A 26,833-nucleotide genomic window follows, 5' to 3' on the forward strand; every position below is an offset into this window, starting at 1 on the left:
GAATCTAATATTCTAAATTTAAGTATTTAATCAATCAGATTTTCTAATATTGCATCGTATAAATTTTCATCTATCTTCATTGTTCGTAACTCTATTAATAAATCAAACTTATTCTTACCTTGCTTAATTAATTGATAAAGCATATCCTTCAATTCGAAAGAAATTTGTGCTTTATTTAATAAGTCAAAAATAGCTTCTTCGTATTGATTAAACTCTTGGATTAGGACTTCATCTAGAAGCATGATCTCTAGCATAGATCGTGTATCATAATTCATGATCTTCACTGTACATGTATTTGTTTCACGATTGTAGCTATTAACAAAGTCAATTTCTTGTCCATCCATTCGGACTGCAATCTTCTTCATATCGGTAAAACCTTTGAAGCTTATATTCAACTCTCTATTTTCTGGAATGACCGAGCGATCGCCTTCAGCTGGGAAGAAAACAAACTTCTGATTCTCCCAATCCAATTGCATCTTCGTTACAGCATATTTCCCATCTTGATAAGCAAATGATTCACCATCATCTTCATATAATTCAAACGCATTCGATTTACCTGGAAAAACAAGAATTGATAAAGCAGTTGGATTATCCACAGAATTCGAATGTGACACATGCTTCGCCATTGGGACAATCGCACCTTCTTTTGCAAAGACCGGTATTGTATCCAATCCTCTGAATACCCTTAACTTTTTACCACCTGTATAGATTCGTCCACTGAAGAAATCGATCCATTGCCCTTCCGGTAACCAAACGTCAACTGGAGCTTTTTGCAAATCATAATCCAGCTTTTCAGTTACTGGAATCACAATTAATTCGCTTCCAAAGAAGTACTGATGTGGTGCATCATACGCATTGTTTTCCATTGGATATTCATAGTACATTGGCATGATCAACGGGTGATTATTTTGATGAGTACGCCAATTCATCGTATACAGATACGGAATTAATTCATGACGAAGGCGCAAGTACTGCTTCATAATATCCCCGATACCTTCTTGGAAACGCCAAGGCTCTTTGCCGTTAAATGGACTGTTCGTACTATGCAAACGCATAATTGGGCTGAATACTCCAAATTGCATCCATCTTAGGCTTAATTCATCATCTTTATAGCCTTTATAATGTCCCCCAATATCATGGCTCCACCATGTATACCCCACATTCGTTGCTGTAGAAGTAAAAAATGGCTGGAAACGAAGGGAATCCCATGTGATGATTGTATCCCCTGAGAATCCCACAGGATAACGATGACTTCCTATTCCGGCATATCTTGATAGAATGAGTGGGCGTTTCCCTTGTTTCACCTGGTCAAGGGCATGATAATGATTGAGCAACCATAAAGGATCTAGCCCAGCAACCTTTGTCGTTGTACCTTGCTGCCAATCAAGCCACCAGAAACTAACACCACGTTCTTCTTCTGGACGATGTAAATATTTAAAATACGCATCCCTAAATTTCTTATCGGTAATATCAAATGAGATTGGGTGCTCAGCATTATAATCAATGCCTAATTCCTTTGCCATCGGTACATACATCTCTTCATGTGCCCTTACTCCATCTGCAGGGTGAACATTTAATGTGACTCTCAATTCTTGCTCTTTTAGCCACTCTAAGAAGCGAGTAGGATCAGGAAATAATTCCTTATTCCAGGTATATCCTGTCCAACCACTACCATATTTCTCCGGAATATCAACCATATGCCAGTCCATATCAATAACACTTAATGAGAACGGAACATCTTCCTTCTGAAAACGTTGAAATAATTCCTTATACTCGGTCTCTGTATATTTCCAATATCGACTCCACCAATTCCCAAGTATGTACCTAGGGAGAAGTGGTGTAACTCCAGTAAGTTTATAGAAATCTCTTAAAGCATCCTTATATTCTCTTCCATAAGCAAAAAAGTAAAAATCAATCTGATCATGTACTCTTGGTACTATCGTTTCTTCATCAACTAGAATGCTAGACTTAGAGTCATCTATAACTGAAAAACCATTATGTGATTGAATTCCCTCTTCAAGTTCCACCGCACCATCCTGATGGTCAAGTGTCCGTACTGTCCCTTTTAATGTTTCAAATGCATCACCGTAATACCATCTATTGGAGTACAAACTATAATTATTTTTCACATCAATTCTTAACGATGACTTTGAAAATGGACCATACGTATAATACAGATGAAGATGCTTTGTGATAATTTCTAATAAACCCTCTTTTCTAATGACCTCAAATTCTGGTATTGGAAAATGCCGATTGATGATTGATTGAGTAGCCCTATCCTCAAAAACACCTTGTTCAGAATACTCAATTCGTATTAATTGTTCTGTCAAGACTGTAAAGCGATAATGATCGCCCTGCACAAGCGTAGCTTCATGTGCTTTAGGGCTTAATGTAAGCATGTCTATATTAACAGGCACCTTAATTCTCCTCTCCTGTTGACGCTTTCAACTTTCCATAAATAATCTAAATTTAAAAAGAGCCAACCAACATTTCTCCCTAAACTCCAATGAATCCATTAGGTTTATCGTTAAACCTAATATACAAAAAAATAAGGGAGAGAATTTTATTCAGCTGAAGAGTTTAACGTTAAACTAAAAGTATAATAACATACTCACTTTTCAAATTCAATATTTTTTACTGATTCTCTTTCTACTAATTGAACTGGTAATTTAATCCCACTTCTATCAGATTCATTTTCCTTAAATACTTCTAACAGGATATTAGCTGCTTCCTTCCCTTTTGTTGTAATATCTTGATGGACAGTAGTTAATTTAGGTGTCACAAATTTAGAAATAGATAGATTATCAAATCCTACAACTGAAATCTCATCTGGTATTGTAATTCCTTTGCTTCTTAACGAGTTCATCACTTCAATCGCTAAAAAATCTGCAGTAAATACTAGCCCTGTAATCAAATTCTTCTTTTTTGCTATTTCATTACAAAATTCGTCCATGTTCATTTCATCTTTATTATACCGAAATATCCTGTCATCAATAATCTCAATGCCATGTGCTTCAAGTACATCTACGTAGCCAAGATAGCGCTGCTCGTCAACACCACCTAGAATTCGTGAATATGACACAAAGCCAATATCTCTATGTCCATTAGCAATTAAATGCTCAGTTGCAATTCTGAAGCCATCCCTATCATCAATTCCAACGGTATAAATACTTCCAGCTTCATTCGGTATAATAGTATCTATTAACACGACAGGGGTATCAATATTTCCCTTTAGATGACTTACCTCATTTGGAAGGATTCCCAAAATAATCACACCTGCAGCTCGCCAGGTTTTAATTATTAAATAGATTTCCTCTAAGGTTGATACAGATTGGACTAATAAATAATAGTCATTTTCCTTTAAAACCTCATCAACCCCCGCAAGTACCTCTGTATTAAATGGGTTTTCAAATAGATTTCTTTCATCTTTTCGATTCTGGTATAAAATAAATGCAATAAGCTTCGAAGAATTATTAACCAATGATCTAGCACTCATATTAGGCGTATAATTATACTTTTTTATAATTTCTAGTATCTTCTTTTCCGTCTTTTCAGAAACCTTTGCTTTACGCTTATGAATAACATTAGAAACTGTCATCACACTTACATTTGCTTCTTTTGCAATATCCTTCAAAGTAACAATAATAACCATCTCCTTTCTTAAAAAGCTGGCTTAATCTTGAGTTGTTGTTCCATTTATTTAAAAAAGGTCTCTATTTTCCAAAAATAGGGGTGAGAGTCCCTAACCTCTTAACTTAACCATTATTTCAACATAACTGGTAATGATATTTTATAAGTATTTGCACCAATTGTAAATTTATTTAAGCCAACAAATATAAGAGTAAGAGGTTATTATGGAATTTTTAGCAAATAATATAAAGGATAATGGTAAATTCTTTTCAAAACTAAATTGTCTGTTAATACGGAGGCACTATGTCTAATCGATTTTTTCGTTGGCTTAATCATCCTGTTTATTTTCAATACGGATTCTATATTCTTTCTTGTATATGTCTCTTCTCAAATGGGCTTATTCCTGAAAACGAAAGTAACTATTATATTCTTTATATCTTTTGCGCAATTTTTTTTGGAATTGGATTTTATAACCGATCTGCTTTGTTTATTATTTTTGTAACTTTTTTAATAGTATTAGCTAGATTTTTTCTGATTCCGGATCCATTATCCAGTTATGTAGCGTTTCTCATCTATTTCTTTACATACCTCTTAATAACATTTATTTCTGTAGGATTAATGAAGTATGCTCAAAAGGTAAAAGAAGATAATGTAGAGTTAACAAAGGCTCTAGCCAATGCTTTGGATTCTAGAGATGCATCTACATTACATCATTCGGAAAATGTTGCAAATTATGCAGTCAAAATAGCTAGAAAGATGAAACTCCCACAAGATTTGTGCAATGTTATTCGGATTGGTGGGTTGCTTCATGATATTGGAAAAATTGGCATCCCTGAGTTTATATTGAAAAAACCAGCGAAATTAACTAATGAAGAATACGATATAATTAAATCACATCCAGTTATTGGGTATGAAATGATTAACCACATTTCAAGTTTTAAAGAAAACGGTGTGTTAGATATTGTATTATATCATCATGAAAGATACGACGGTAAAGGTTATCCATCTGGATTAAAAGGTGATGATATTCCCTTAATCGCTCGAATTGTAGCACTAGCTGATACTTTTGATGCAATGTCATCCAAAAGAGTTTACCGAGATGAACTTGACCTTGACAATATTCTTACTGAAATTCGCAAAAATAAAGGTTCCCAATTTGACCCTAACATTGTTGATATTTTTCTTAGTTTATTTGAACAACAAAAGTAAAAAATAGGAGCAGTAAGGGGGCGTACTCATGAATACCAATTTTTTATATTATCTCGGATTAGCCATCATTAGTATCATTCTTTTAATATATGTATGTTATAAAATAGGAGTTAGACAAGGATTACTAACCTTTTTTGCAATGGTCGGGCTTGGTTATCTGATTGAGGCAGTCATTTTTAATTTGTTGAATAGCTATCAATATTACCCAAACATTATCAAACGAGATCCGATCTATGATAGTACTTTGGGAGCTATCGTTTCAAATGCATTATCATTACCTGTGGCAGCTACCTATTTAGCAGCTTTCCGTAAAAATTGGGTGTGGATTTTATGTACTGTTGCCTTATTTGCTGGGATTGAGTGGTTGTTCCTAAGGGTGGATATTTATAAACACCATTGGTGGAAAATTGGTTATACTTCAATGGGACTTCCCTTCTATTTTTATTCAGCGAAGTTTTTATACAAAAAAATGGCCCATCCATTAGAAGGAATCCTTCATGCAATCTGTTTATTTCTAATTATTAGCCCTTTCTCAGGCTCATTTCAATTTACACCGATTATGATATTCTCCAATCGGTATTATGATTTCGGCTGGTTTATGGATCGTTCAAGGGATACAGTAGCTTTTGCTGCTTTATTTTATTTATGTTCAAGCCTTTTCTATGTTGCAATTACAAGATTATTCCATCATAGACGGAAATGGGGAAAATATATTTTAACTCCCTTCACCATGCTTTTTGCCAATATACTACTTAAAAAGATAGGAATCCTACATAGCCTAGTTTGGTGGGATACATCATATTATGTATTAATATCCATTCTTTCAGTATTATTAACTGAAATCATCAGTAAAAATTTGAATAACGGCCCATCCACATAATGTGAAAGTTTATTTTGCTTCACAATTGATATGGAAAAAACAAATTTATAAATTGAACGATTTGTATAAGAAATAAACAAAGGGGCGTCCTTCCCGCACTATTGAAGCGGATTGGCCGTCCCTTTTGCATGTTCTAAACTACATTCTTTCTTAAGCCCTTAAAATCACTATCAGATATTAGTAAGTAAGTATGGCATTTTTTACAATAATTAGCATCACTAAATAAATTAAACTAGGACGATTGATTTAGATTACCGAATTTTCAGAAATTATATTGAATATTATAACGTTATATGGTTTCATGAGATAGATAGGTTAGTTACTTTTTATGAAAGGGGGTATAGTCCACTAGAGTTTTGGATGTCTAACCTATAAAAATATAAATTTGTTAAGGAGTGTTCACATTGGAATTAAAAGCTACATCATCAAAAACGTTATATGTTTTATTAGGAACTTTGTTAGCGCTTGCACTCATGATGGTTTTTACAACTAAAGCATCTGCACATGGTTATGTAGATGGTCCAAAGAGTAGAGCTTTGCTTTGTAAAGAGGGGGTAAATAAAAATTGCGGTGCTATTGTCTATGAACCACACAGCTTGGAAGCACCTGGTAATTTCCCAAGTGCTGGTGCTGCCGATGGGAAGATTGCTAGTGCAAACGGTGCTTTCCCAGAGTTGGATGCACAAACAGCAACTCGTTGGGCGAAGGTACCTATGACAAGTGGTGCCAATACATTTACTTGGACTTTAACAGCTGCTCATGCAACAGATAAATGGGATTATTATATAACTAAAGAGGGCTGGGACCCTAATTCACCATTGAAACGTTCTGATTTGGAGCTATTCTGTACCATCAATGACGGTGGTAAACGACCAGATTTCAGTGTTAGTCACAATTGTGTTGTACCTGAAAGAACTGGCTATCACGTAATCCTCGCTTATTGGGAAGTTTATGATACTGCAAACGCATTTTATAATGTAATTGATGCGAATTTTGACGGTGGTTTTATTCCTCCAGGCGATGGAGATGGTGATGGCGACGGTGATGGCGATGGCGATGGCGACGGTAATGTTGCTGAGTGGAGCCCATCAGCTGTCTATCTAAATGGAGATCGTGTTTCTTATAATGGGGCCATTTATGAAGCTAAGTGGTGGACACAAAATGAACAACCGGGCAATTCTCAGGTTTGGGCATTAGTAAGCGGAAGTGACAACGGTGGTGGAGATGGTGACAACAACGGTGGCACTGATGGAGATAACGGAGCTATTGCTGCTTGGGACTCCAAGAAAGCATACGTTAGTGGAGACCAAGTAACATATAATGGGATCGTTTACAAAGCCCAGTGGTGGACTCTTGGTGAAACACCAAGTTCTAGTGCTGTCTGGCAGGCTATTAACTAAGGTTCCCACCATTTAAGCATTAGCGCATTAGAAAACTTGGCATTCGCCAAGCCTTTAGGCGAATTGCCTTAGTTGCACTTATGCAGTAAGAAAGTATTTATACTTTCTTAACTGCCAAAAAAAGCACAGCTAGCTGATAATAGCTAGTTGTGCCCTTCAACATTTACTTTTTTACAATTTTAATTCGTTGAATTACAATATCGCTCCCCTGCTTATTAAAAATAAGCAGTTCATTTTGTTTGAAATCCATTTTTTGAATATCATAACCTGTGAAATTGAATGCTTTTGCTTCTACTTTTAATGTATTGTGAAGTCTATAAGCTCCATTTTTCCCAACTACAATATTTAAATCAGATGATGCTGCATAGATTGGTTCAGGGAATATATTCAATAGGGATAAATCTCCAGAATCGAAAATACATGCTTTAGAGATAAGCAAATTTTTGTCTTCAAGCAAGATTATCGGTGAATCTAGCGGATCCCTGGTTAAATATGGATAGTCAACATCCGCTCTACCATCTTCAATTAGATTGTTACCATCTATCGAATATTTCATGATATAGCTTGCTGCCCATCCTGCGCTCCAACCATATTGGTACCAATAGTAAAAGTGTTTGTTGTCATTTGAAAAAACCATTGAACCGACACCTTCAATATTTGGAATCTCAATAGGTTGATAAGTTACTGCGTTAAAAGCTATTAGTTTTGGTGCCCATGTACCAATAACTACAAAAATTTTATTATCACGTTCATACACATGGCGATGTACATTATCATCATGAGTGTAGTCTAATATCTCATATTCTAAGTGTGTTTCCATTTCATTTTTTTCAAGATTATAAATAGAAAGCAAAAACTTAGTCTTTCGATTTACAATAAAAAGCTTTCTACCATCTTCAGAAAGTGATAAGCCAGAAGGCTCATAATTTAATGGCACAATGCTTTTTTCTTTATTCACATAATTAATGATGAGTAACTCTCGGCTTGTTTTATCAATCATATAAATATAAGGCTTATTGGGGTCGATAAGACTATCTGCCATGTCTATTCCACTGATTCTAAGTGAATCTATATTTGATATAGTATATTCCTGATCAGATGGTGAATTATTGTTTTCCGAACTATCACTTTGTTCAGGATTTTTTACTGGTATATTGTTTCCAGCAACAGATTGATATTTTTGAAGCCAATTTTTCACTCCATCAATTGCAATCGCGAAATTTAAATTTCCAGAGTCATATCCCATAGAGGTTAACCCCACCACGTAACCATCCATATTAAATAAAGGGCCACCTGAACTTCCAAATGTGATAGGTGCTGTGAATTGTATTAAGTGGTAAGTTTTATTATTAATCATAAAATCTCTTAAACCACTGACAATTCCATTAGAAACAGTGTTTGTTAAACCTTCAGGATTTCCAATCGCTACAACAGAATCACCTTTTTCAACCATTTGATAAGAACCTAGCTTGAGTGGTGTTTCTTTTAATACGCTTTTCGATTTTAATAAAACAAGATCAGAGTCAACATCATATTCCACTATTCCCTCAATTTCAATTTCTTCACCTGATTGTAGTATTGCTTCTACCCTTTTTGATCCTTCGACTACATGATAATTCGAAGCAATCAAACGGTCACTTACTATAAAACCACTACCTTGACTAACTGGTTGACCGAAATCATCATATGAGACAAGTGTTACAACACTTTTTTCCTTACTAATAATATCCTTCAATGTAGTATTATTTTCTACATTTGATGATTTGTTAGTGCGTGGGGAGGAGATCCCATCTGAAGCTGCACTATAATTATAGATTTTCCAACCGTTAGCTGTATTTTTTAAGAAATACAGACCATTTGCATTTAAATTTTCAAGTTTTACTACTTTCCCATCATTAGTTGTAATCTCGGGAGTTGAAGCATTTGAAACTAAAATCTCTGCATAGCGGTCTGAGAGAAATAGTACGTTAGTCTTTCTCTCACTATCCTTCAATAATAGTTTGCTATTATGTTGGATTTGGTTCTTTGTATTCTCTACCCGTTGAAGTGAAAATAGATTAAAATATTCACTTCCGTACTTATTATAGACCTTTGTTAATGGGGGTGTTTCAATACCAGTTGACGTAAAAGTACTCTCTACGTCATCTACATAATTCATAACCACATTTTCTACAACTTGATTGGATGCCTTGCTAGGCTTTTCATCTGATAAAGCTCTATAAATCATAACTACTGCTTGGGAACGAGTGGCTAGATTAGCAGATTTGAATTGCCCATCCCCATACCCGCTTATGATTTTTAAAGAAGCGGCCTGATTAATTTCTTTTGCAAATGTAGTCTTGCTTGAAACATCTGGAAACTGTTGAATAGAAGTTTCCGGAAAATCAACTGTTTTATCAAACGCACGAACGATCATTGCTGCAATCTGACCTCGTGTAATATTTTCACTTGGTTTAAACTTACCATCTTTATACCCAGAGATGATGTCAAGTTTTTGTGCAGTATTTATATAATCGGCATACCACTTATTTGGTGACACATCACTGAATTTCTGATCCACTTTTTGTGGTGTAATTCCCATTGCACTCAGTAATAATTTTGCAAATTGTGCCCGAGTGACTTTATCATTTGGTTTAAAGCTCAATTTTCCAGACTTTGTATCAACAAAACCATCAATGGAATCTGATGCTATAAAGTCATTTATTTCATAAAAACCAAAATTATTACTTCTCATATCAGTAATAGTGTATGAATTAGTTGATTTCGTAGCTGCATGGACTTTTTCAAACATTAATGAATTTGTTAAACCAAGTCCTAAAACGATTATACAGATAATACTAAGATACTTTCTCACAGTTGGCTCCCTCTCATCTTTACTTCAATTAATTATATTAATCGAATTTTAAAAGGGATTCATTGTAATATTCATGGGCTTATTTCCATTTTTAGGATACCTGACACATCCTAATGTCAGAGATAAAAAAACTGCTTCCTGTACAGAAATCATTCTTGTACAAGAAGCAGGACTACTAAAAATTAATGCATAGCAGGGGCTGTTCCTTTTTTCTGTCGAAGGAAGACTGTTACAACAAACGAACAAATCGCTAAGATCACTAAAATAATAAATACTGTATGCAAGCTTGTCTCTAATGCATTTCCTCTTAGCTCATCGCTTAGCCATAGGCCAGAAACGGCAATTCCAATTGCTTGCCCAAGGTTTCTCATGAGATTGTTTGAACCCATCGCTGCACCACGCATATTCCAATCTACCGCTGATTGTACCGCAACTGTAAATGCAGTAAATGCAATTCCAAAACCAAATCCAATCACTGCTGTAACAACCATCATCCACCATACTGTTGTTTCTGTCTTAAAGAAAGCAAATCCAATACATCCCACGATGATAATTCCAATACCAACCATAGTAATGTGTGCCATCGACTTTTTACTTAGCCATTTCCCTGCAAAAACAGATCCGACAGGCCATGTTAATGACATAGGAAGCATTGCAATTCCAGAATAGGTTGCATTTAAATTCGTAACCCCTTGTACCCATAATGGAATGTAGAAGGTTACAGTTACTAGGATAAAGCCTAAAAGAAAACCAGTGATGTTCGCTACACTTATCACCCTATTCTTAAATAGTGAAAGTGGCAGCATCGGCTCTTTCCCTTTTGCTTCTATCCACAAAAATAACCCGAGACCAACAATTGCAATTACAAATAGGATTGATATATTATTTGTTACTTGTTTATGTTCTTTTAATAATGTTAACGCATATAAGAAAGAAGTCATACAGACAGCAAAGGTTATAATACCCGCATAGTCGATTATTTGTTTTTTCTTTTCAATTTGTTCATGTAGAGCAGACCATAATAGAACCAATGACACAATTCCAAACGGAATATTCATAAAGAATATCCAGTGCCATGATATTGTATCAACAATAAATCCGCCAACAAGTGGTCCAGCAATTCCTGCGATTCCCCATACACTGCTAATCCACCCTTGCATTTTGGCACGCATTTCAAATTCAAAGACGTCCCCTATGATTGTATACGGGATTGTCGTTAAAGCACCGGCTCCTAATCCTTGAATCACTCGAAATAAAACAAGATGCTCCATCGTTTGTGAAAATCCTGAAAGTGTTGAACCTATTAAAAAGATGATTGTTCCTATTGAAAACATCAGCTTTCTTCCATATAAATCTGCTAGCTTACCAAATACAGGAGTACTAATAACCATCGCCAATAAATAGACAGAAATGACCCACGTATATAATTTGCTACCTCCCAAATCCTCCACTATTTTTGGCATGGCTGTACTTACGATCGTTCCTTCAATAGCCGTTAAAAACGTTGATATTAATAATGCAAAAACAACCCACTTCTTCTTCGTTTCCATATTTCTCTCTCCTCTGAAAAACAGGTAAGTCAAATTTCCTGCTTCGTTTTGTTTATATCTCTTAACAGCTGTATGTTAATAATTTTTAGTTTAAAGCTATATTTTATAAGTATTTGCACCAATTGTAAATTTTTTATTTTATGGATAATGAATAACACCATTAAATTGATAAAAGAGCTATTCATCAGAAATAGCTCTTTTATCAATTCAATCTTTAATTTATTTTAACCGAAGCACCTCTTGTTACTGTATTGCTAATTGTACAAGCCCTTTCAGCTGATACGATAATCTTGTGCTTATATTTTTCTGGTAAATGCTCTGGAAGTGAAACCGATACATTAAAATGTTCAAAGCGCGAAGGACTATCTGCTGCTTTAACTCCTGTGACCTCTACAGAAAATTCATCATCATGAACTTCCACGCCGTCTCTCTCAAACATCTTTTGAATCACGATCGTCAAGCACATCCCAATTGATGCCTCCAGTAACTCTTTCGGGTTAAGTCCATTCGAATTTGGCGTAAAGCTGCCTTGGACTTGTAAACCTACTTCATTGTATATTCCAAAGCTACCATTCTCTTTTTTAATCAAAGCCAAATCATACTCCTCCTATCATGACAAAATATCCCATATCTTAATTGCTCTATTCATACAAATGACATGCCACATAATGTCTCTGGCCAATTTCTTTCCTTTGAGGTATTTCCTTTCTACATATATCCTTTACGAACGGGCATCTCGTATGGAAAACACAACCAGTTGGAGGGTTAATAGGAGAAGGAATCTCCCCTTTCAGAATAATTCTTTCCCTATGCTGAGTTCTATGTTTTCCGGGTATTGCTGAAAAAAGCGCTTGTGTATACGGATGAAGTGGAGTGTTAAATAAATTATCTGTTGGTGCTTCCTCCACAATTTTACCCAAATACATGACTCCAATTCGATCGGAAATATGACGCACAACGCTTATATCATGGGTAATGAAAAGATACGTTAGCTGAAATTCCTCCTGCAGCTGTTGTAAAAGATTAATCACTTGTGATTGAATAGAAACGTCCAAGGCAGAAACAGGTTCATCACAAATAATAACTTTTGGATTTGATATTAATGCCCTTGCTAATCCAAGTCTTTGTCGTTGACCACCAGAAAATTCATGTGGGTAACGATAATAGTGTTCAACCTGCATTCCCACCTTTTCCAACATATCAAAAACCCGTTCTCTGCGTTCACTTTTATTTGCTAAAGCATGAATCGATAGAGGTTCCTCCAGAGTTTCACCGATGCGTATCCGAGGATTCAATGAGGAGAACGGATCTTGGAACACCATTTGAAGTTCTTTCCGCACGGGGCGGAGCTCTCTTTTCGAAAGATCAAAAATGTTTTGTTGGTTATAGATTACCTTACCATCAGTTGGTTCGGTCAACCGCATAACGGTTCTACCTGTTGTACTTTTTCCACTTCCGGACTCACCAACTAAACCATACGTTTCCCCTTTAAAAAGCTGAAACGAAACATCATTTATCGCTTTTACCTGCCCCTTTAATCCACTTAATCGTCCAAATGGTCCATTTATAGGAAAATACTTTTTCAAGTTTTGCACGTCAACTAATGGTTCTACTTCACTAATTGTTTGAAGAGTCATATGGCACCTCCTCTTGCTGAGCAATTTTATCAACATGCCAGCATCTTACCTTTTTATTTCCTTCATATATTCTTAATTCCGGAACATTATCTTTACAAAGCTCATCTGCAAAAGGACAACGAGTTGCAAAGCGACAGCCTTTCGGGATGTTGTTTAAAGAAGGCACAGTCCCCTCAATCATATGCAGCTTTTGCGTACGATCACCATCCATTTGAGGTATTGATTTCATTAATCCTTTTGTATAAGGATGAAGTGGCTTCGAAAAAAGGCTATCCGCGTCCGTTTCTTCGACAATTTGTCCAAGATACATTACAAGTACACGCGTACATATTTCTGAAACAACTCCTAAATCATGAGTAATAAAAATAACACTCATTCCAAGTTTCTCGTTCAAATCCAAGATTAAATCTAATATTTGTGCTTGAATGGTTACATCCAAGGCTGTTGTCGGTTCGTCCGCGATTAATAATTTTGGATTACAAGATAACGCCATCGCAATCATTACACGTTGTTGCATACCGCCTGAAAGCTGGTGTGGGTATTCATTAACCCTTTTTTCAGGTGAAGGAATCCCTATAAGTTTTAACATCTCAATAGCTTTTCTTGATGCTTCTTTTTTCGTGACCTTCTGATGCAGCATAATCGATTCTTCAATTTGGTCCCCTATCGTATATACAGGATTCAACGAACTAAGTGGATCTTGGAAAATCATTGATACATCATTCCCACGGATTTTCTGCATCTGTGATAACGGTAAATCCAACAGATTTTTCCCATTAAGTTTGATTTCTCCCTCATACTTTGCAGAATACTTTTCATCAAATAGTCGCATAATTGACTGAGACATAACACTTTTTCCACAACCTGATTCACCAACGACACCTAGAATCTCGCCTGCTCCTAACTGGAAGTTAATTCCGTCTACTGCGGTTACGCTTCCTCGCTCTGTTTGAAAATGAGTTCTTAGATTTTTCACTTCTAATAGAGGCTGTTTCCCCATGAATATACCTCCTATAACATCATCATGTCATATTATTATTTCTTAGTCTTTCTTGAAGAATGAGGATCTAGTAAATCCCGCAATCCATCTCCTAGAAGATTTAATCCTAAAACAGATAGAATAATTGCCAAACCAGGGAAAACAACCATCCACCATGCCTTGAAGATCACTAGTTTTCCAGCCTGTAAAATATTCCCCCAGCTTGGGTCCGGAACTGGAACCCCTGCTCCTAAAAAGCTAAGTGCAGCTTCTGAAATAATGGTTTCTGCAAAGATAAATGTTGCTTGTACAACGAGCGGTGATAACGTATTGGGTGCAATATGCCTCCAAATAATTCGGAATGTGCTCGCACCTTGTGCCTGTATCGCTTCTATATAGGTCTGCTCACGCACCACTAAGGCCGAAGAACGGACGATACGGGCAATGCTCGGAGTAAATACGATACTTAAGGCTATGATTACATTCACTGCCGATGATCCTAACGCAGCCATTAATGCAATTGCTAGAAGAATACCAGGAATGGCCATCAATCCATCACATATGCGCATCAAAATGTGATCTAATACACTATAATAACTAGCATAAAGTCCAATTATCATTCCTAAAATTGAGGATATAATCGTAACCGCCAAACCAACGCCTATTGACACTCTCGCTCCATATACAATCCTAGTTAAAAGATCACGCCCAAATTCGTCCGTTCCCAACAAATGCTCCATACCTGGTGCTTGTAATCGTTGTGCAACCTTCATCTCATATGGATCAAAAGACAGAAGATACGGTCCAAATAGTGAAACGAAAATGAAGAAAATGAAGACAATAGTTCCAGTTACCATTAATTTATTTGAGAAGAATCTTCTAATTACCAACTGTCGTTGTTGTTTTTTTAGGTTTGATTTTATCTCATGAATTTTATATTCTCTCTCTATTACAGCCATTCTTATGCCTCCTCTCTATTTCCGCTCTAACCTTACTCGTGGATCAATCACACCATAGAGTAAATCTACAATAAGATTAATAAATACATAGAGCAATGTAACAAATAATACGACACCTTGAATGACCGCAAAATCTCTTCTTTCAATGGAATTAATAATTAGTTGCCCTAATCCCGGTAAATTAAAAATCGTTTCAACAACTACTGCACCTGTCACTAATGTACCGAATGATTGGCCAATAACAGTTAGGATAGGAAGAAAGGCATTTCGAAGTGCATGTTTTGTAATTACTTTCCGTTCTTTTACTCCCTTCGAACGTGCTGTTTTTATAAAGTTCTTATTCAGTACATCAAGCATCGATGAACGAGTCATTCTAGCAACAAGTGCTGCTTGTATCGTACCTAATGCAATCGCAGGCAAAATCAAATATTTAATATGTATCCACAAACCATCACTTAATGGTTTATACCCAGCTATTGGTAGCCATTGTAAATATACCCCAAACGTTAACATGAGTAATAATCCCAATAGAAAGCTTGGAATAGCCATCCCTAATAATGAAATAATCATCAGGGATTGGTCAGTGAAAGAGCCCCGACGATACGCTGCAAAAATTCCAATTGGAATCGCAAGGATTAAAGAAACAATTTCAGCAAGTATTGCGAGTGAGAGGGTAGGTCCTAAATGACTCAAAATAGATTCCAAAACAGGCTCATCCATAAAATAGGAATTACCAAAATCCCCCTTTATAACTCCTGTTACCCAATTCAAGTACTGCTTATAGATTGGTAGATTGAGTCCTAATTCTTCATTCAGAGCTTCTATTTGTTCTTCTGATGCTTCTATTCCAAGTATGGCTGCTGCTGGATCACCAGGTGTTAAATGTATGATTAGGAATATAGCAACTGACACAACAAATAAAACTGGAATGAGTGATAAAATTCTCTTAATTACATAACTAATCAAAGGTGTGCCCCCCCTCTTCTAATAGGTAATCCTCCATCGCAACGAGCAATGGAGGACTATAAATTTCTTACACCCACTAATAGTGGTCCTCATTTTCATGAGATAGTATCACTTTATTCGATAACTTTTGTATTCCAAATGATTGGTGCCTCGAATACTTCAAATCCTTCAAGTTTGTCAGTTGTTGCAAGAATACTCTTGTACTGACCAATTGCAGTTGAGGATAAGGATTCGTACAGATATCCTTGTAATTCATCCCATTTTGCTGTTGATTCATCTTGTGATTGAGCTTGCCTAATGGAAGAAAGTAATTCTTTAACCTTAGGATCATTTAATCCTGCCCATTCAGGATTAACAGCTAACAATTGCGGAGGCGTTAATTGGTAACCATTACTAGTAATAAAGATATCCCATTTTGTCCAATCATTTTTTGTTTCTAAGAAAGTAGGAAAATCAAAATTATCTATTTTTACATTCATTCCTAATTGTCTTAACTGCTCTTGAACTACAGTTGTCGCTGTGCTCATTTCAGCATAGTCCCCAGTAGTTAATAATGTAATTTCTTCTCCGTTATAACCTGCTTCTTTTAACAAAGTTTTAGCCTTTTCTAGGTCAGCTTGATTATAAACCTCTTTCCCAGCATCGCTTGCCCATTGGACTGCATTCGGGTTCATATATCCAGGATCTAATGTATAAAGGTCTTTATTGACAAAGCTTGCTAATAAAATTTCATCCATATTTAATGCGGTATTTACTGCCTGCCTCATTTTAACGTCAGCTAATACACCTTCATTCGTATTGAAAAATAATGTAAGTGTACCACCAACAAAAGTGTAGACTTTTACGTTATCCATAGCATTTAATTGTTCATAACTTTCAGTTGGTATACTATCGGAAATATCATATTCTCCTGTTTGAATACCAGCAATTCGTGTTGAATGATCTGTTACAAAATGATAAAAAACATCATTAACAAATGCTTCTTTCTTCCCTGCAAATCCACTTGGTTCACTATCAACTGGTTTGTAATCCTCATTTTTTACCAAATGAATATACTGATCTTGTTTCCACTCCTCAAATTTGAACGGACCTGTACCGATATATTCGGATACCCCTTCTGCTGGAGCAGAGTCAATGATTTCTTTTGGCATAATCGCCGGAAAATTGGACTGAGATGCCATAACAATTAGCACATCAGATGTTGGACTTTCTAGATTTAAATTAACAGTATAAGCACCATCTGCTTCAAACTTTGCATTGGCCAAAAGTGATTTCGCTCGTGAAGATTTTTCCAACCATCGATTCATTGAAGCTACTACGTCCTCTGAAGTCATTTCTTTACCATTATGGAATGTAATACCTTCTCTTAATTTGAAGCTATATGTTTTTCCATCCTCGCTAATATCAACAGACTCGGCTAGCATAGGAGTTGGTTCATAATCTTTATTTAACGTATATAATGTCTCATATACATTGCCCGCAATGTCCAAGGCAACCTGTGATACCGTCATTGCTGAATCCAATGTTGGAGGCTGAGCAGTTACTGCAATATTAATTTCATCTTTGTATTTTTTATTTCCTTCAGAGACTCCTTCTTTATCTTTTGAAGCCTCGTCAGATTCACTGTTACAACCTACCAGTGCTATAGCTAACGTCAACAGCAATGTTACAAGTTTAAATTTTCTACTTATCATTTTTTGTTATCCCCCAAGATTGTTATTTTGTATGTAATTAAATTTGAAGAGTAGCATTTCCATGTTAAATTTTACTTTTTTCCGCACCTCACCTTTTCAGCTACAATAATACCAACTAAACTGATGTGAATTGTTTTAGATTATATTAGACTATCACACTCTTATTGTCAATAAATTGTGTTTACTCTTTTTATTAAAGAAATCCCTTAAAGGATACGTTTAATTACATAATTTAGGTTAAAATCACCTAGATTCAATGTTATAATAATTCAGAATACAAATACTATTATAGAAAGAAGGAGAAATAACTATGTTGAAAAAATTCGCATCAGAAGCGTTAGGTTTATCAGATATTGGGAAAATAATTGGTCCTGAGGATTATGACAAAACAGATGCAGATGATTATATAAGACATGAGGATAATGAGAGGATTTATTTTTTGATTAAGACAAAAGCTGATGAATATTGCTTCACAAATATTGCCTTTATCCATGTTGATGGAGAAAATGCCATTTCTTCCAAACGTTTATTGAAACGCTACCCATATTCACAATTTAAGATTTCAAATGTTTTTCTTGAAACCGCTGGTAGAGTTGATCTAGATATCGAAATAAAATTCACATTAGGTAATCAAACCTATAATATTGATGTAGATAAAAAACAAATCAATAAATTGAACGATCTATATAAGGCTTTAGTCTACATATCTGAAGTTATTCATGATAATAGCGTTAAGTATGATATGGCTATGGAAAGCTTGGATAAAGCAGTGTCAGTATTGCACAATTCGAGAGTATCCGATATACAGCTTGCTGATCAGTACAAACAATTAACTGAATTTGGATTCTCCTGGATGAAATCAGCACGTGAGCAATACCATGAAAAAGACTTCGGTGCAGTTTTTGAAAAGTATATTAATAATTAAGGTTAATCAAATGCGCCTTGGCGTATTTGTGCCCAGATTTTTTCGAGCTTGCTCGAAAAGCTTCCTCTAAAAAATCTGTGGCATCCGCCGGAGGCTTTAACTTTATTCAGTCGAGTTTGAACCCAACTGGATAAAGTTAAAAAACACCAACCAAAATGCACTTTCAGCATTGCGGTTGGTGGTCAATTCATTAATATTCATTAATATTCATTCATTATTCACATAGCATTGCTTGTACTACTAATCTTCCTATTTCTAAGTGTTAGCATAACAATAAAGGAAATGCAATATAAGGCTGCAAGATAGATCATCGCAACTGTCATATCATAACTTTGTAAAATATAGCCCACAAGGATTGGTGAAAGTCCTCCTACCGCTCTACCAAAGTTAAAAATCGTATTTGTTGCTGTACTTCGAATCTGAACTGGGTAATAACTACTTATTAACGCACCATATCCAGCAAACATTCCATTTGAGAAAAATCCTACAATCGCGCCACCTATTAATACAGCCATACTTCCTGATGCGTATGAGTATAGAAATACAGCACACGCAGAAGCCAGAAGAAAGATTCCATAGGCCCGCTTTGTTCCAAATCGATCCATGAATTGCCCAAAAGTCAACATTCCAATAATCATACCAACTGCGGTACTGATCGTCCATAGTGCGGAGCTTGAGACAGACAAACCTTGCGATTGTTGTAACATGGACGGTAACCATATCATTAATCCATTATAGCCAGCAATCTGAACGGTTGCCATTATGGCTAATGCGATTGTCGTTATAGTTGTACGCGGTGTTTCAAATAACTGAGCCAACTTACCCTTTTTATCCACTTTTTTATTCTTCTGGGCAGCCAACCACTCCGGAGATTCATCCAGATTCTTCCTCACAATAAAGGCAAAAATAACAGGCAAGACACCAACAAAAAACAGTGCTCTCCATCCTAGAGTAGGTAAAATCATTGCGCTTAGAAGCGCTGCAAGAATAACACCGTATTGAGCACCTATACTGACATAAGAAGAAGCTCTACCTTGCTTGTTCTTTGGCCATGCCTCCGCAACAAGTGCCATACCAATTCCATACTCTCCACCTGCACCTAATCCTGCGATAAACCTAGATAGATAGACTTGTTCAATATTAGTTGCAAATCCGGTTAAAGCTGTACCAATTGCAAACAACAGGATGGTATAAGTGAAAATTCGCACGCGACCGAACTTATCTGCTAAAACGCCAAACATGATTCCACCCAATAACATACCAATATTCGTTATGGAAGAAATGAAGCCACCTGTTGCTAAATCAATGTTAAATTCCGAAATAATCATCGACATCGCAAATGAGATAAACATGATGTCCATACCTTCTAATGTTAAGCCCGCTACTGATGCTACTACTGTTTTTTTACGATAATCCATATTGATCCACCCTCCAGTGTTTATTCCTGATGTACTAGATCTCCTTTATCTTTGAAGGAATGGAGGCATAATCATTTATATGAAACTCTTCCATTCTCTTTTTAAGCCTCACAGGACTTCGTTAAAAGAGGTATTGCTAAATACAAAATAAATACCCTTTTGTCAGAGAGGACAAAAGGGCATGAATATACATAGATAAATGAAGTATATAGGTTATCTAGTCACCCTTTTCAGCCTCTCTGGACCGTATTAAAGGAATATTATTTTCGATTTCTATACTAGCATACTAAAATGTAAGCTTCAATCTAAAAAATTTGGAAGATTATTCTTTTATCTCTCTCAAGCAAATATTTTTTCAAATTTCTTAACTGATTCATTACTACTTATTTTTGAAAAATGGTCTAAAAGAAATTCCTTTGCCTCTTTTTTATCTAACGAGATGGTTTCGATATGATATCTACTTGTCCAAGAATCATAAGTCTCAAAGGCTGTACTACTCCATCCATTCTTTTCTCCATCTGAATTTCTTTTCTCCTGTATACCTGAAATTACGATATCCATTGAACCTTGTAACTCCAATAGTGCATTCTCAAATATTTTTTTATTCTCTTTTTCTTTTAGTCCTGCTTTTACTCGTAATGCTCTCGTGTCTATCCCTTCATCTTGGCTAATCAATTTGTATATATGATATGCTTCTCTTGAAACATTTCCATTAAAATAACGCTCTTCAACTGTTCCATTGTGACCTAACACTTTTTTCACATACGGGAGAAGCTGGTGGGACACTAAAACTGACTTTTTCTTCATAAACTTACCATATCCAGCAATCCCGTCAGCAGAAAACTTTGTTCTCCAAATCCAAGGATCAAACTCTGTATCTGAATGCCAATTCTTTTGCTCTGTTATGCTATTCAATGAAGGAAATGCAGGTATCAAGGGAGCAAGAGGTAGCAATCCAATCTCTTCAATTACTTTTACAGCTTCTTCATATGTTTTTACCTTATAGTCCATAATCTGTTCACTCCTTTTTAGTAATTCCTACGCTATACTTTCTATAATCGACATCATTTTCCTTCTTAATCATATTTATTGGCAACAGTACTTGCATTTTTTTTTAGCGACGTACTTTAACAATATCTATACCCTCTCTTTATATTTCCTTAACAATATACATATATACTAATCTTGTAATTAAAATTGGGAGGGAAAAATATGTCTATTAAAAACTTTAAAAAGAAGTTTCTACCAATTGCTGTTGTATCTACAGTGGTTCTAGCAGGTTTTGGTATTACCGGCATGTTTCCAACAGTTGAAGCTAAAGGGAAGGTGCAACAAACTAAAAAGGTAAAAAACGTAATCTTCTTAATTGGAGATGGTATGGGAGTTCCATATACCTCTGCTTACCGTTCCTTTAAAGATAACCCTAAGACTAAGTTTGTAGAACCCACTGCTTTTGATCCTTATTTGGTTGGTATGCAGATGACATATCCAGAAGATGCATCCCAAAACATTACAGATTCAGCATCTGCAGCAACAGCAATGGCTGCAGGGATTAAAACATATAATAATGCAATTGCGATTGATAATGATGGTTCAGAAGTGAAGACGGTTTTAGAAGCTGCAAAGGAAAAAGGAAAAGCAACTGGCCTTGTTGCTACATCAGAAATAACTCATGCCACACCTGCAGCATACGGTGCGCATGATATTAGTCGTAAAAACATGAACGCAATTGCAGATGATTATTATGACGATCTTATCAAAGGTCAGCATAAAATTGATGTACTATTAGGTGGAGGAACAGATCTCTTCATCCGTCAGAACCGAAACCTTGTAAAAGAATTCCAAAAGGATGGCTTTAAATATGTAACAAATCGCAATGAATTGCTGAAGTTGAAAAGTGGAAAAGCGCTTGGGTTATTTGCACCAGCAGGCATGCCAAAAATGGTAGATCGAGATAAAGATGTACCTTCATTGGAGGAAATGACAAAATCAGCTATTAACCTTTTAAAACAGGATAAAGACGGATTCTTCCTTATGGTTGAGGGAAGCCAAATCGATTGGGCAGGACATGATAACGACATTGTTGGTGCAATGAGTGAAATGGAAGATTTCGAAAAGACTTTTCAGGCAGTCATTGATTTTGCTAAAAAAGATAAGAATACACTCGTAGTTGTGACAGCTGACCACTCAACGGGTGGATTCACAATTGGTGCAAACGGAGCGAACAGCTGGTTGCCTGAACCGATAAAAGCTGCAAAAAAATCACCTGATTATATGGCTGACCTTATTGCAAATGGAGCGAATGTCGAAGAAACTTTAAAGAAATACATCGACCTTGATTTAAAAGTGGAAGAAATACAAGCTGTTAAAGACGCAGCTGATCAGAAAGATTATACAGAAATCGATAACGCGATTGAAAACATTTTTAATAAGCGCTCAAATACCGGTTGGACAACTGGTGGACATACAGGTGACGATGTGCCAGTCTATGCTTACGGTCCTTCAAGTAGCCGATTTGCAGGTCAGCTTGACAATACAGACCATGCAGAGATTATCTTCGACCTACTTAATGCCAAAGTAAAAATTACTGATAAATAATCTATTCATAAAGAAAACTCGCCGATTGGCGAGCCTTTAGGCGAAGACAGAGGCGTTAGTTGCACTTATTCGGATAAGAAAGTTATGCTTTCTTATCCGTCAAAAGATCCCTGTTGCTTTCAAGTAGCAACGGGGATCCTTTAGCATGATCCAATACCTTTTAAATTTCAATTATTCAGGAAACGATGTACTTCATTCTCGGAATATGTTATAGTAATCGGAATTACATATCGTGTAAGAGTTGGTGCCAAGCTAAAGGCTTGGCTTAAAAGGGAAGAACGGTGTAATTCCGTCGCTGTCCCGCAACTGTAAATCGGAGCGAATCACAAATACCACTGTTTTTTAAAAATGGGAAGGTGTGAGGAGCATTGATGATAAGCCAGGAGACCTGCCAATTCCAGTACACACCAAATACCTACGAGGAATAGGTGGTGACATTCTTGTACGACAAACGAGTTATGAGTAGGAATGGTATAAGGTTTGTTCTCTTATCATTCTACTAACCTACTATAAACTTGAATGTTTTAGCCATCTCCATTTAGCGGAGATGGCTTTTTTGTATTTGGTAATATGTAAAATTTTTTCTCGGTAAGGAGTGATCATAATAATTTTTGATCTTATTTAGCTCATAATACGTACATTTCTTTTTCAACACAAATATCAAGGAGGTATTCGATTTGAAATTAATTAATACAGCCATTGGCTACCCGTACATCGGGGAAAATAGAGAATGGAAACGTACTGTTGAATCTTTTTGGAAGGGTGCAATTTCTGAGGAAGAATTTAATTTAGAAATGAAGGCAATCCGTTTGGATCTTTTGAAGCGTCAAGAGTCTCTTGGATTACAGTTACTAACTGTTGGAGATTTTTCATTTTATGACCGTATGCTTGACCATGCGACCATGTTTGGAATGGTACCGGCTCGTTATAACTGGTCTGGTAATGTAGTAGAACTAACAACATACTACGCAATGGCACGTGGTAATGATCATGCTGTAGCTTGCGAAATGACAAAGTGGTTTAATACAAATTATCATTACATCGTACCTGAGTATGAAGGAAACACTTTACAATTAACCAATAACTATCTTTTGGATTATTTCCTTGAAGCTAAGGAAGAGCTTGGCCAAATTACAAAACCAACAATTATTGGTCCTTTTACATTTTTGCAGTTGTCGAAAGGGTATGACCGAATATCGAAAGCATCTTTTATTTTACAACTCATACCTCTTTATCTACAAGTAATCGAACAATTAGTAGAAGCTGGAGCAGAGTGGATTCAAATGGAAGAACCAGCTCTTGTACTATCTTTAAAAGCGGATGATATAAAGCTTGTACAAGAAATTTATAAGCAATTAGCCGAAAAAGTTCCAACTGCACAAATTATGCTACAAACATATTTTGAAGGACTCTCCGCTTTTGAGGAGCTTTCACAACTGCCTGTAGCCGGGATTGGACTTGATTTTGTACATGGTATGAAAGAGAATATGTCCTCACTTCGTAATTATGGCTTCCCAGCAAATAAGGTAATGGGAATTGGTATCCTTAATGGCCGTGATATTTGGCGGTCTAACTTAGCCGAAAAAGTAACATCAACAGAAGCTATCTTATCATTAAGCGATGTGAAAGAGGCTTGGATTCAACCGTCATGTAGCTTGCAGCATGTACCAGTTACAAAAAAATCAGAAGCTGCACTCGATGAAACATTATTAAATGCATTGTCATTTGCCGATGAAAAAATTACCGAGTTAGTGCATATTACTTCCTATGTACTCGACAAGTCTTGGACAGGAAAAGGAAATATTTCACAAAGCATGTTAGCAATTGAATCACTAGCACAGCATGAAGATCGTAAAAACGCACGTGTGAAGGACCTTATGTCACATGTGATACCAGAACATTTAAGGCGTCCTCTTTCTTTTACCGAACGTCAACAATTACAAAAGGATGCATTACAGCTACCAGATTATCCAACGACAACGATTGGAAGCTTTCCACAATCAGACGAGGTAAAACGTACTCGAACTGCATGGCGTAAAAAGAAAATCACTGATATCGAATATGCTGAATTTGTTAAAAGTGAAACAGCACGCTGGATTCAAATTCAAGAAGAAATTGGGCTGGATGTATTCGTACATGGCGAATTTGAGCGTACCGATATGGTCGAATATTTTGGTGAAAAGCTAAAGGGATTTGCTTTTACAAAAAATGCATGGGTTGTGTCATATGGTTCCCGTTGTGTAAAACCACCAATCATCTATGGCGATGTTGAGTGGACTGCTCCAATGACCGTGAAGGAAATCGTCGATGCACAGCAATTAACAACTAAATATGTGAAAGGGATGTTAACTGGCCCTGTCACAATCTTAAATTGGTCCTTTGTTCGAGATGATATCCCTCGTGAACAAGTTGCAAATCAAATTGCCATAGCACTAAGGGAAGAAATACGTGAACTCGAAGCTGCAGGCATTCGAATTATTCAAGTGGATGAACCTGCATTGCGTGAAGGCTTACCATTACGAAAGGAAAAGTGGAATGATTATTTGTCTTGGGGGGTTAATGCATTTAAGCTAGCAACTGCAAGTGTGAAAAATGAAACTCAAATCCATACTCATATGTGCTATTGCGAGTTTAATGATTTTATTGAGCCTATTCGAGCCCTAGATGCAGATGTCATTTCGATTGAAACATCAAGAAGCCACGGAGAATTGATTCAGTCCTTGAAGCAAAACCGATATGAACTTGGTATTGGATTAGGCGTGTACGATATTCATAGCCCACGAGTACCTAAAGTCGAAGAAATCCATAAAATTTTAACTGAAAGCTTAGAAATTGTAACAAAGGAACAATTCTGGATAAATCCAGATTGTGGTTTAAAGACACGCCATGAAGAAGAAACCATCTCATCATTAAAAAATATGGTGGCAGCAACGCGTAAACTTCGGCAACAGGAACAACTAATAGAATCATAGAAATTGTGTTGTAGTCCACAAAGTGATTTGTCGTACAATTAAGCGGTTCTCTGCTTCATATAAGTAATAGAAGCAGAGAACCATCCACTTGTTTTATTTAATCTTAACTAAGATTTTGCATTGACTTCTATCTTTTGTTAAAACCTCAAATCCTTCTTCTACTATTTCATCTAACATTATTTTTTTCGTAATAACAGCTTTGCCATCAATTGTACCGTTCGCCAAGAGATCAAGGACCTCTCGGAAGTTATGTCTATATCCTAGTGAAGTATTAATCTTTTTCTCAGCAACTACCATCATATTTGGATTGAATGTAACCGGTTTTTCCCAAAGACTAATAATCATCAACTCACCATCTGGCTTAATACTTGAAATACCAGAAAGGAACGTTGGTTCAACACCTGCTGCATCAAATGCAACATCTACACCACCATCGGTAATTGATTGAATCACTTCTACCGCATTCGCTTCAGCAGGATTGATTGCATGGGTTGCACCTAATTCAAGCGCTTTTCCTCTTCGTTCATTTGAAACCTCTACTGCAATTATTTTACTAGCACCCGCTGCACGTGCAGCTTGGATTGCCAATAAACCTATAGGTCCAGCACCAAAGACAGCACAAGCATCCCCAACTTTTAATTGACTTTTACGTACTGCATGTAGAGCAACAGCTGTAGGCTCAGCAAGGGCTGCAATATCATACTCTAGATTATCAGGAAGAATATGAACTGTATTTTCTTGAACAACAATGTATTCTGCAAATGCTCCATCTATACTTACACCATAGCCCTGTCTATTAACACATAGATTATAGTACCCTTTTTTACAATTTGAACAAGTACCACATGAAATAATTGGTTCAACCGTAACGCGGTCTCCCACTTTTACTTTCGTAACATTTTCACCAATTTCAATAATCTTTCCAGAAAATTCATGACCGAATGTTAATGGAGTGTTTTTATATGACATGGGTCCTGCCACATACTCATGTAGGTCACTTCCACAAATCCCACACCATTCTACCTCAATTTTTACATCATTTGATTTCACAGCTTTTACATCAACATCTTCAAGTCGAACATCTTTTTTATTATAGAATTTTACTACCTTCATCTCTGTTATCCCCCAGGCTGTATTTGCATTAATTCGGACACTCGTCCGA

General features: G+C 36.2%; 19 protein-coding genes and 1 riboswitch. Of the genes, 6 read left to right on the top strand and 13 right to left on the bottom strand.

The genetic code is table 11. The features are described 5' to 3' along the window. Nucleotides 1-26: 26 nt before the first annotated feature. A complete protein-coding gene (locus tag MJG50_RS02420; protein ID WP_240252419.1) occupies nucleotides 27-2,417 on the bottom strand; it encodes a glycoside hydrolase family 31 protein in 2,391 nt (796 codons plus the stop codon). Nucleotides 2,418-2,611: 194 nt separating this feature from the next. Further along, a complete protein-coding gene (locus MJG50_RS02425) occupies nucleotides 2,612-3,652 on the bottom strand; it encodes a LacI family DNA-binding transcriptional regulator (protein ID WP_240252420.1) in 1,041 nt (346 codons plus the stop codon). Between the two features lie 281 nt (nucleotides 3,653-3,933). On the opposite strand from MJG50_RS02425, the gene MJG50_RS02430 reads away from it, so the two are divergent. The 3 genes from MJG50_RS02430 (at nucleotide 3,934) to MJG50_RS02440 (ending at nucleotide 7,119) form a co-directional block, all read left to right on the top strand. Then, complete coding sequence (locus MJG50_RS02430; protein WP_240252421.1) at nucleotides 3,934-4,839, top strand: HD-GYP domain-containing protein; 906 nt, start codon at nucleotides 3,934-3,936, stop codon at nucleotides 4,837-4,839. Between the two features lie 28 nt (nucleotides 4,840-4,867). Further along, a complete protein-coding gene (locus MJG50_RS02435) occupies nucleotides 4,868-5,719 on the top strand; it encodes a hypothetical protein (protein WP_240252422.1) in 852 nt (283 codons plus the stop codon). A 404-nt stretch (nucleotides 5,720-6,123) separates the two neighbouring features. Then, complete coding sequence (locus MJG50_RS02440; RefSeq protein ID WP_240252423.1) at nucleotides 6,124-7,119, top strand: lytic polysaccharide monooxygenase; 996 nt, start codon at nucleotides 6,124-6,126, stop codon at nucleotides 7,117-7,119. Nucleotides 7,120-7,282: 163 nt separating this feature from the next. On the opposite strand, the gene MJG50_RS02445 is transcribed toward MJG50_RS02440, so the two are convergent. The 8 genes from MJG50_RS02445 to MJG50_RS02480 form a co-directional block, all read right to left on the bottom strand. Continuing rightward, nucleotides 7,283-9,973, bottom strand: coding sequence for an S-layer homology domain-containing protein (locus MJG50_RS02445; protein ID WP_240252424.1), 2,691 nt, complete (start codon nucleotides 9,971-9,973; stop codon nucleotides 7,283-7,285). A gap of 182 nt (nucleotides 9,974-10,155) precedes the next feature. Further along, nucleotides 10,156-11,523: an MDR family MFS transporter gene (locus tag MJG50_RS02450; RefSeq protein WP_240252425.1), complete on the bottom strand. Its 1,368-nt coding sequence runs from the start codon at nucleotides 11,521-11,523 to the stop codon at nucleotides 10,156-10,158. Between the two features lie 214 nt (nucleotides 11,524-11,737). Next, entirely contained in the window at nucleotides 11,738-12,118 is a 381-nt protein-coding gene (locus MJG50_RS02455; RefSeq protein ID WP_240252426.1) for an OsmC family protein, read from the bottom strand. Between the two features lie 46 nt (nucleotides 12,119-12,164). Next, entirely contained in the window at nucleotides 12,165-13,160 is a 996-nt protein-coding gene (locus tag MJG50_RS02460; protein ID WP_240252427.1) for an ABC transporter ATP-binding protein, read from the bottom strand. Then, nucleotides 13,141-14,160, bottom strand: coding sequence for an ABC transporter ATP-binding protein (locus MJG50_RS02465; protein WP_240252428.1), 1,020 nt, complete (start codon nucleotides 14,158-14,160; stop codon nucleotides 13,141-13,143). Before MJG50_RS02465 ends, MJG50_RS02460 begins: the two co-directional genes overlap by 20 nt. Before the next feature lie 35 nt (nucleotides 14,161-14,195). Further along, nucleotides 14,196-15,098 (bottom strand): ABC transporter permease, encoded by a 903-nt coding sequence (locus MJG50_RS02470; protein ID WP_240252429.1) that lies wholly within the window; start codon nucleotides 15,096-15,098, stop codon nucleotides 14,196-14,198. Nucleotides 15,099-15,113: 15 nt separating this feature from the next. Then, nucleotides 15,114-16,064 (bottom strand): ABC transporter permease, encoded by a 951-nt coding sequence (locus tag MJG50_RS02475; protein WP_240252430.1) that lies wholly within the window; start codon nucleotides 16,062-16,064, stop codon nucleotides 15,114-15,116. Nucleotides 16,065-16,177: 113 nt separating this feature from the next. Beyond that, nucleotides 16,178-17,758 carry an ABC transporter substrate-binding protein gene (locus MJG50_RS02480; protein ID WP_240252431.1) on the bottom strand — a complete coding sequence of 527 codons (1,581 nt, stop codon included), beginning with the start codon at nucleotides 17,756-17,758 and terminating at the stop codon, nucleotides 16,178-16,180. Between the two features lie 310 nt (nucleotides 17,759-18,068). On the opposite strand from MJG50_RS02480, the gene MJG50_RS02485 reads away from it, so the two are divergent. Beyond that, entirely contained in the window at nucleotides 18,069-18,683 is a 615-nt protein-coding gene (locus MJG50_RS02485) for a PH domain-containing protein (RefSeq protein WP_240252432.1), read from the top strand. Nucleotides 18,684-18,901: 218 nt separating this feature from the next. Here MJG50_RS02485 and MJG50_RS02490 read toward each other — a convergent pair whose 3' ends face one another. Both MJG50_RS02490 and MJG50_RS02495 read right to left on the bottom strand, forming a co-directional pair. Beyond that, entirely contained in the window at nucleotides 18,902-20,101 is a 1,200-nt protein-coding gene (locus MJG50_RS02490; protein WP_240252433.1) for an MFS transporter, read from the bottom strand. Nucleotides 20,102-20,440: 339 nt separating this feature from the next. Beyond that, the gene (locus MJG50_RS02495) at nucleotides 20,441-21,112 is read right to left on the bottom strand and encodes an AlkZ-related protein (protein ID WP_240252434.1); all 672 of its coding nucleotides are present in this window, start codon (nucleotides 21,110-21,112) and stop codon (nucleotides 20,441-20,443) included. A 201-nt stretch (nucleotides 21,113-21,313) separates the two neighbouring features. Here MJG50_RS02495 and MJG50_RS02500 point away from each other — a divergent pair, with 201 nt between their 5' ends. After that, nucleotides 21,314-22,699, top strand: a complete 1,386-nt coding sequence (locus MJG50_RS02500; RefSeq protein WP_275695466.1) for an alkaline phosphatase — start codon at nucleotides 21,314-21,316, stop codon at nucleotides 22,697-22,699. Between the two features lie 225 nt (nucleotides 22,700-22,924). Continuing rightward, nucleotides 22,925-23,109: riboswitch (cobalamin riboswitch) on the top strand. 267 nt (nucleotides 23,110-23,376) lie between these two features. Next, the gene (gene metE, locus MJG50_RS02505) at nucleotides 23,377-25,671 is read left to right on the top strand and encodes a 5-methyltetrahydropteroyltriglutamate--homocysteine S-methyltransferase (RefSeq protein ID WP_240252435.1); all 2,295 of its coding nucleotides are present in this window, start codon (nucleotides 23,377-23,379) and stop codon (nucleotides 25,669-25,671) included. Between the two features lie 93 nt (nucleotides 25,672-25,764). Here the strand turns inward: metE and MJG50_RS02510 are convergent, their stop codons facing one another. After that, nucleotides 25,765-26,784 carry a 2,3-butanediol dehydrogenase gene (locus MJG50_RS02510; RefSeq protein ID WP_240252436.1) on the bottom strand — a complete coding sequence of 340 codons (1,020 nt, stop codon included), beginning with the start codon at nucleotides 26,782-26,784 and terminating at the stop codon, nucleotides 25,765-25,767. Nucleotides 26,785-26,833 lie beyond the last annotated feature (49 nt).

The sequence above is a fragment of the Fredinandcohnia quinoae genome, assembly GCF_022427965.1.
GTDB lineage: Bacteria > Bacillota > Bacilli > Bacillales > Bacillaceae_L > Ferdinandcohnia > Ferdinandcohnia quinoae.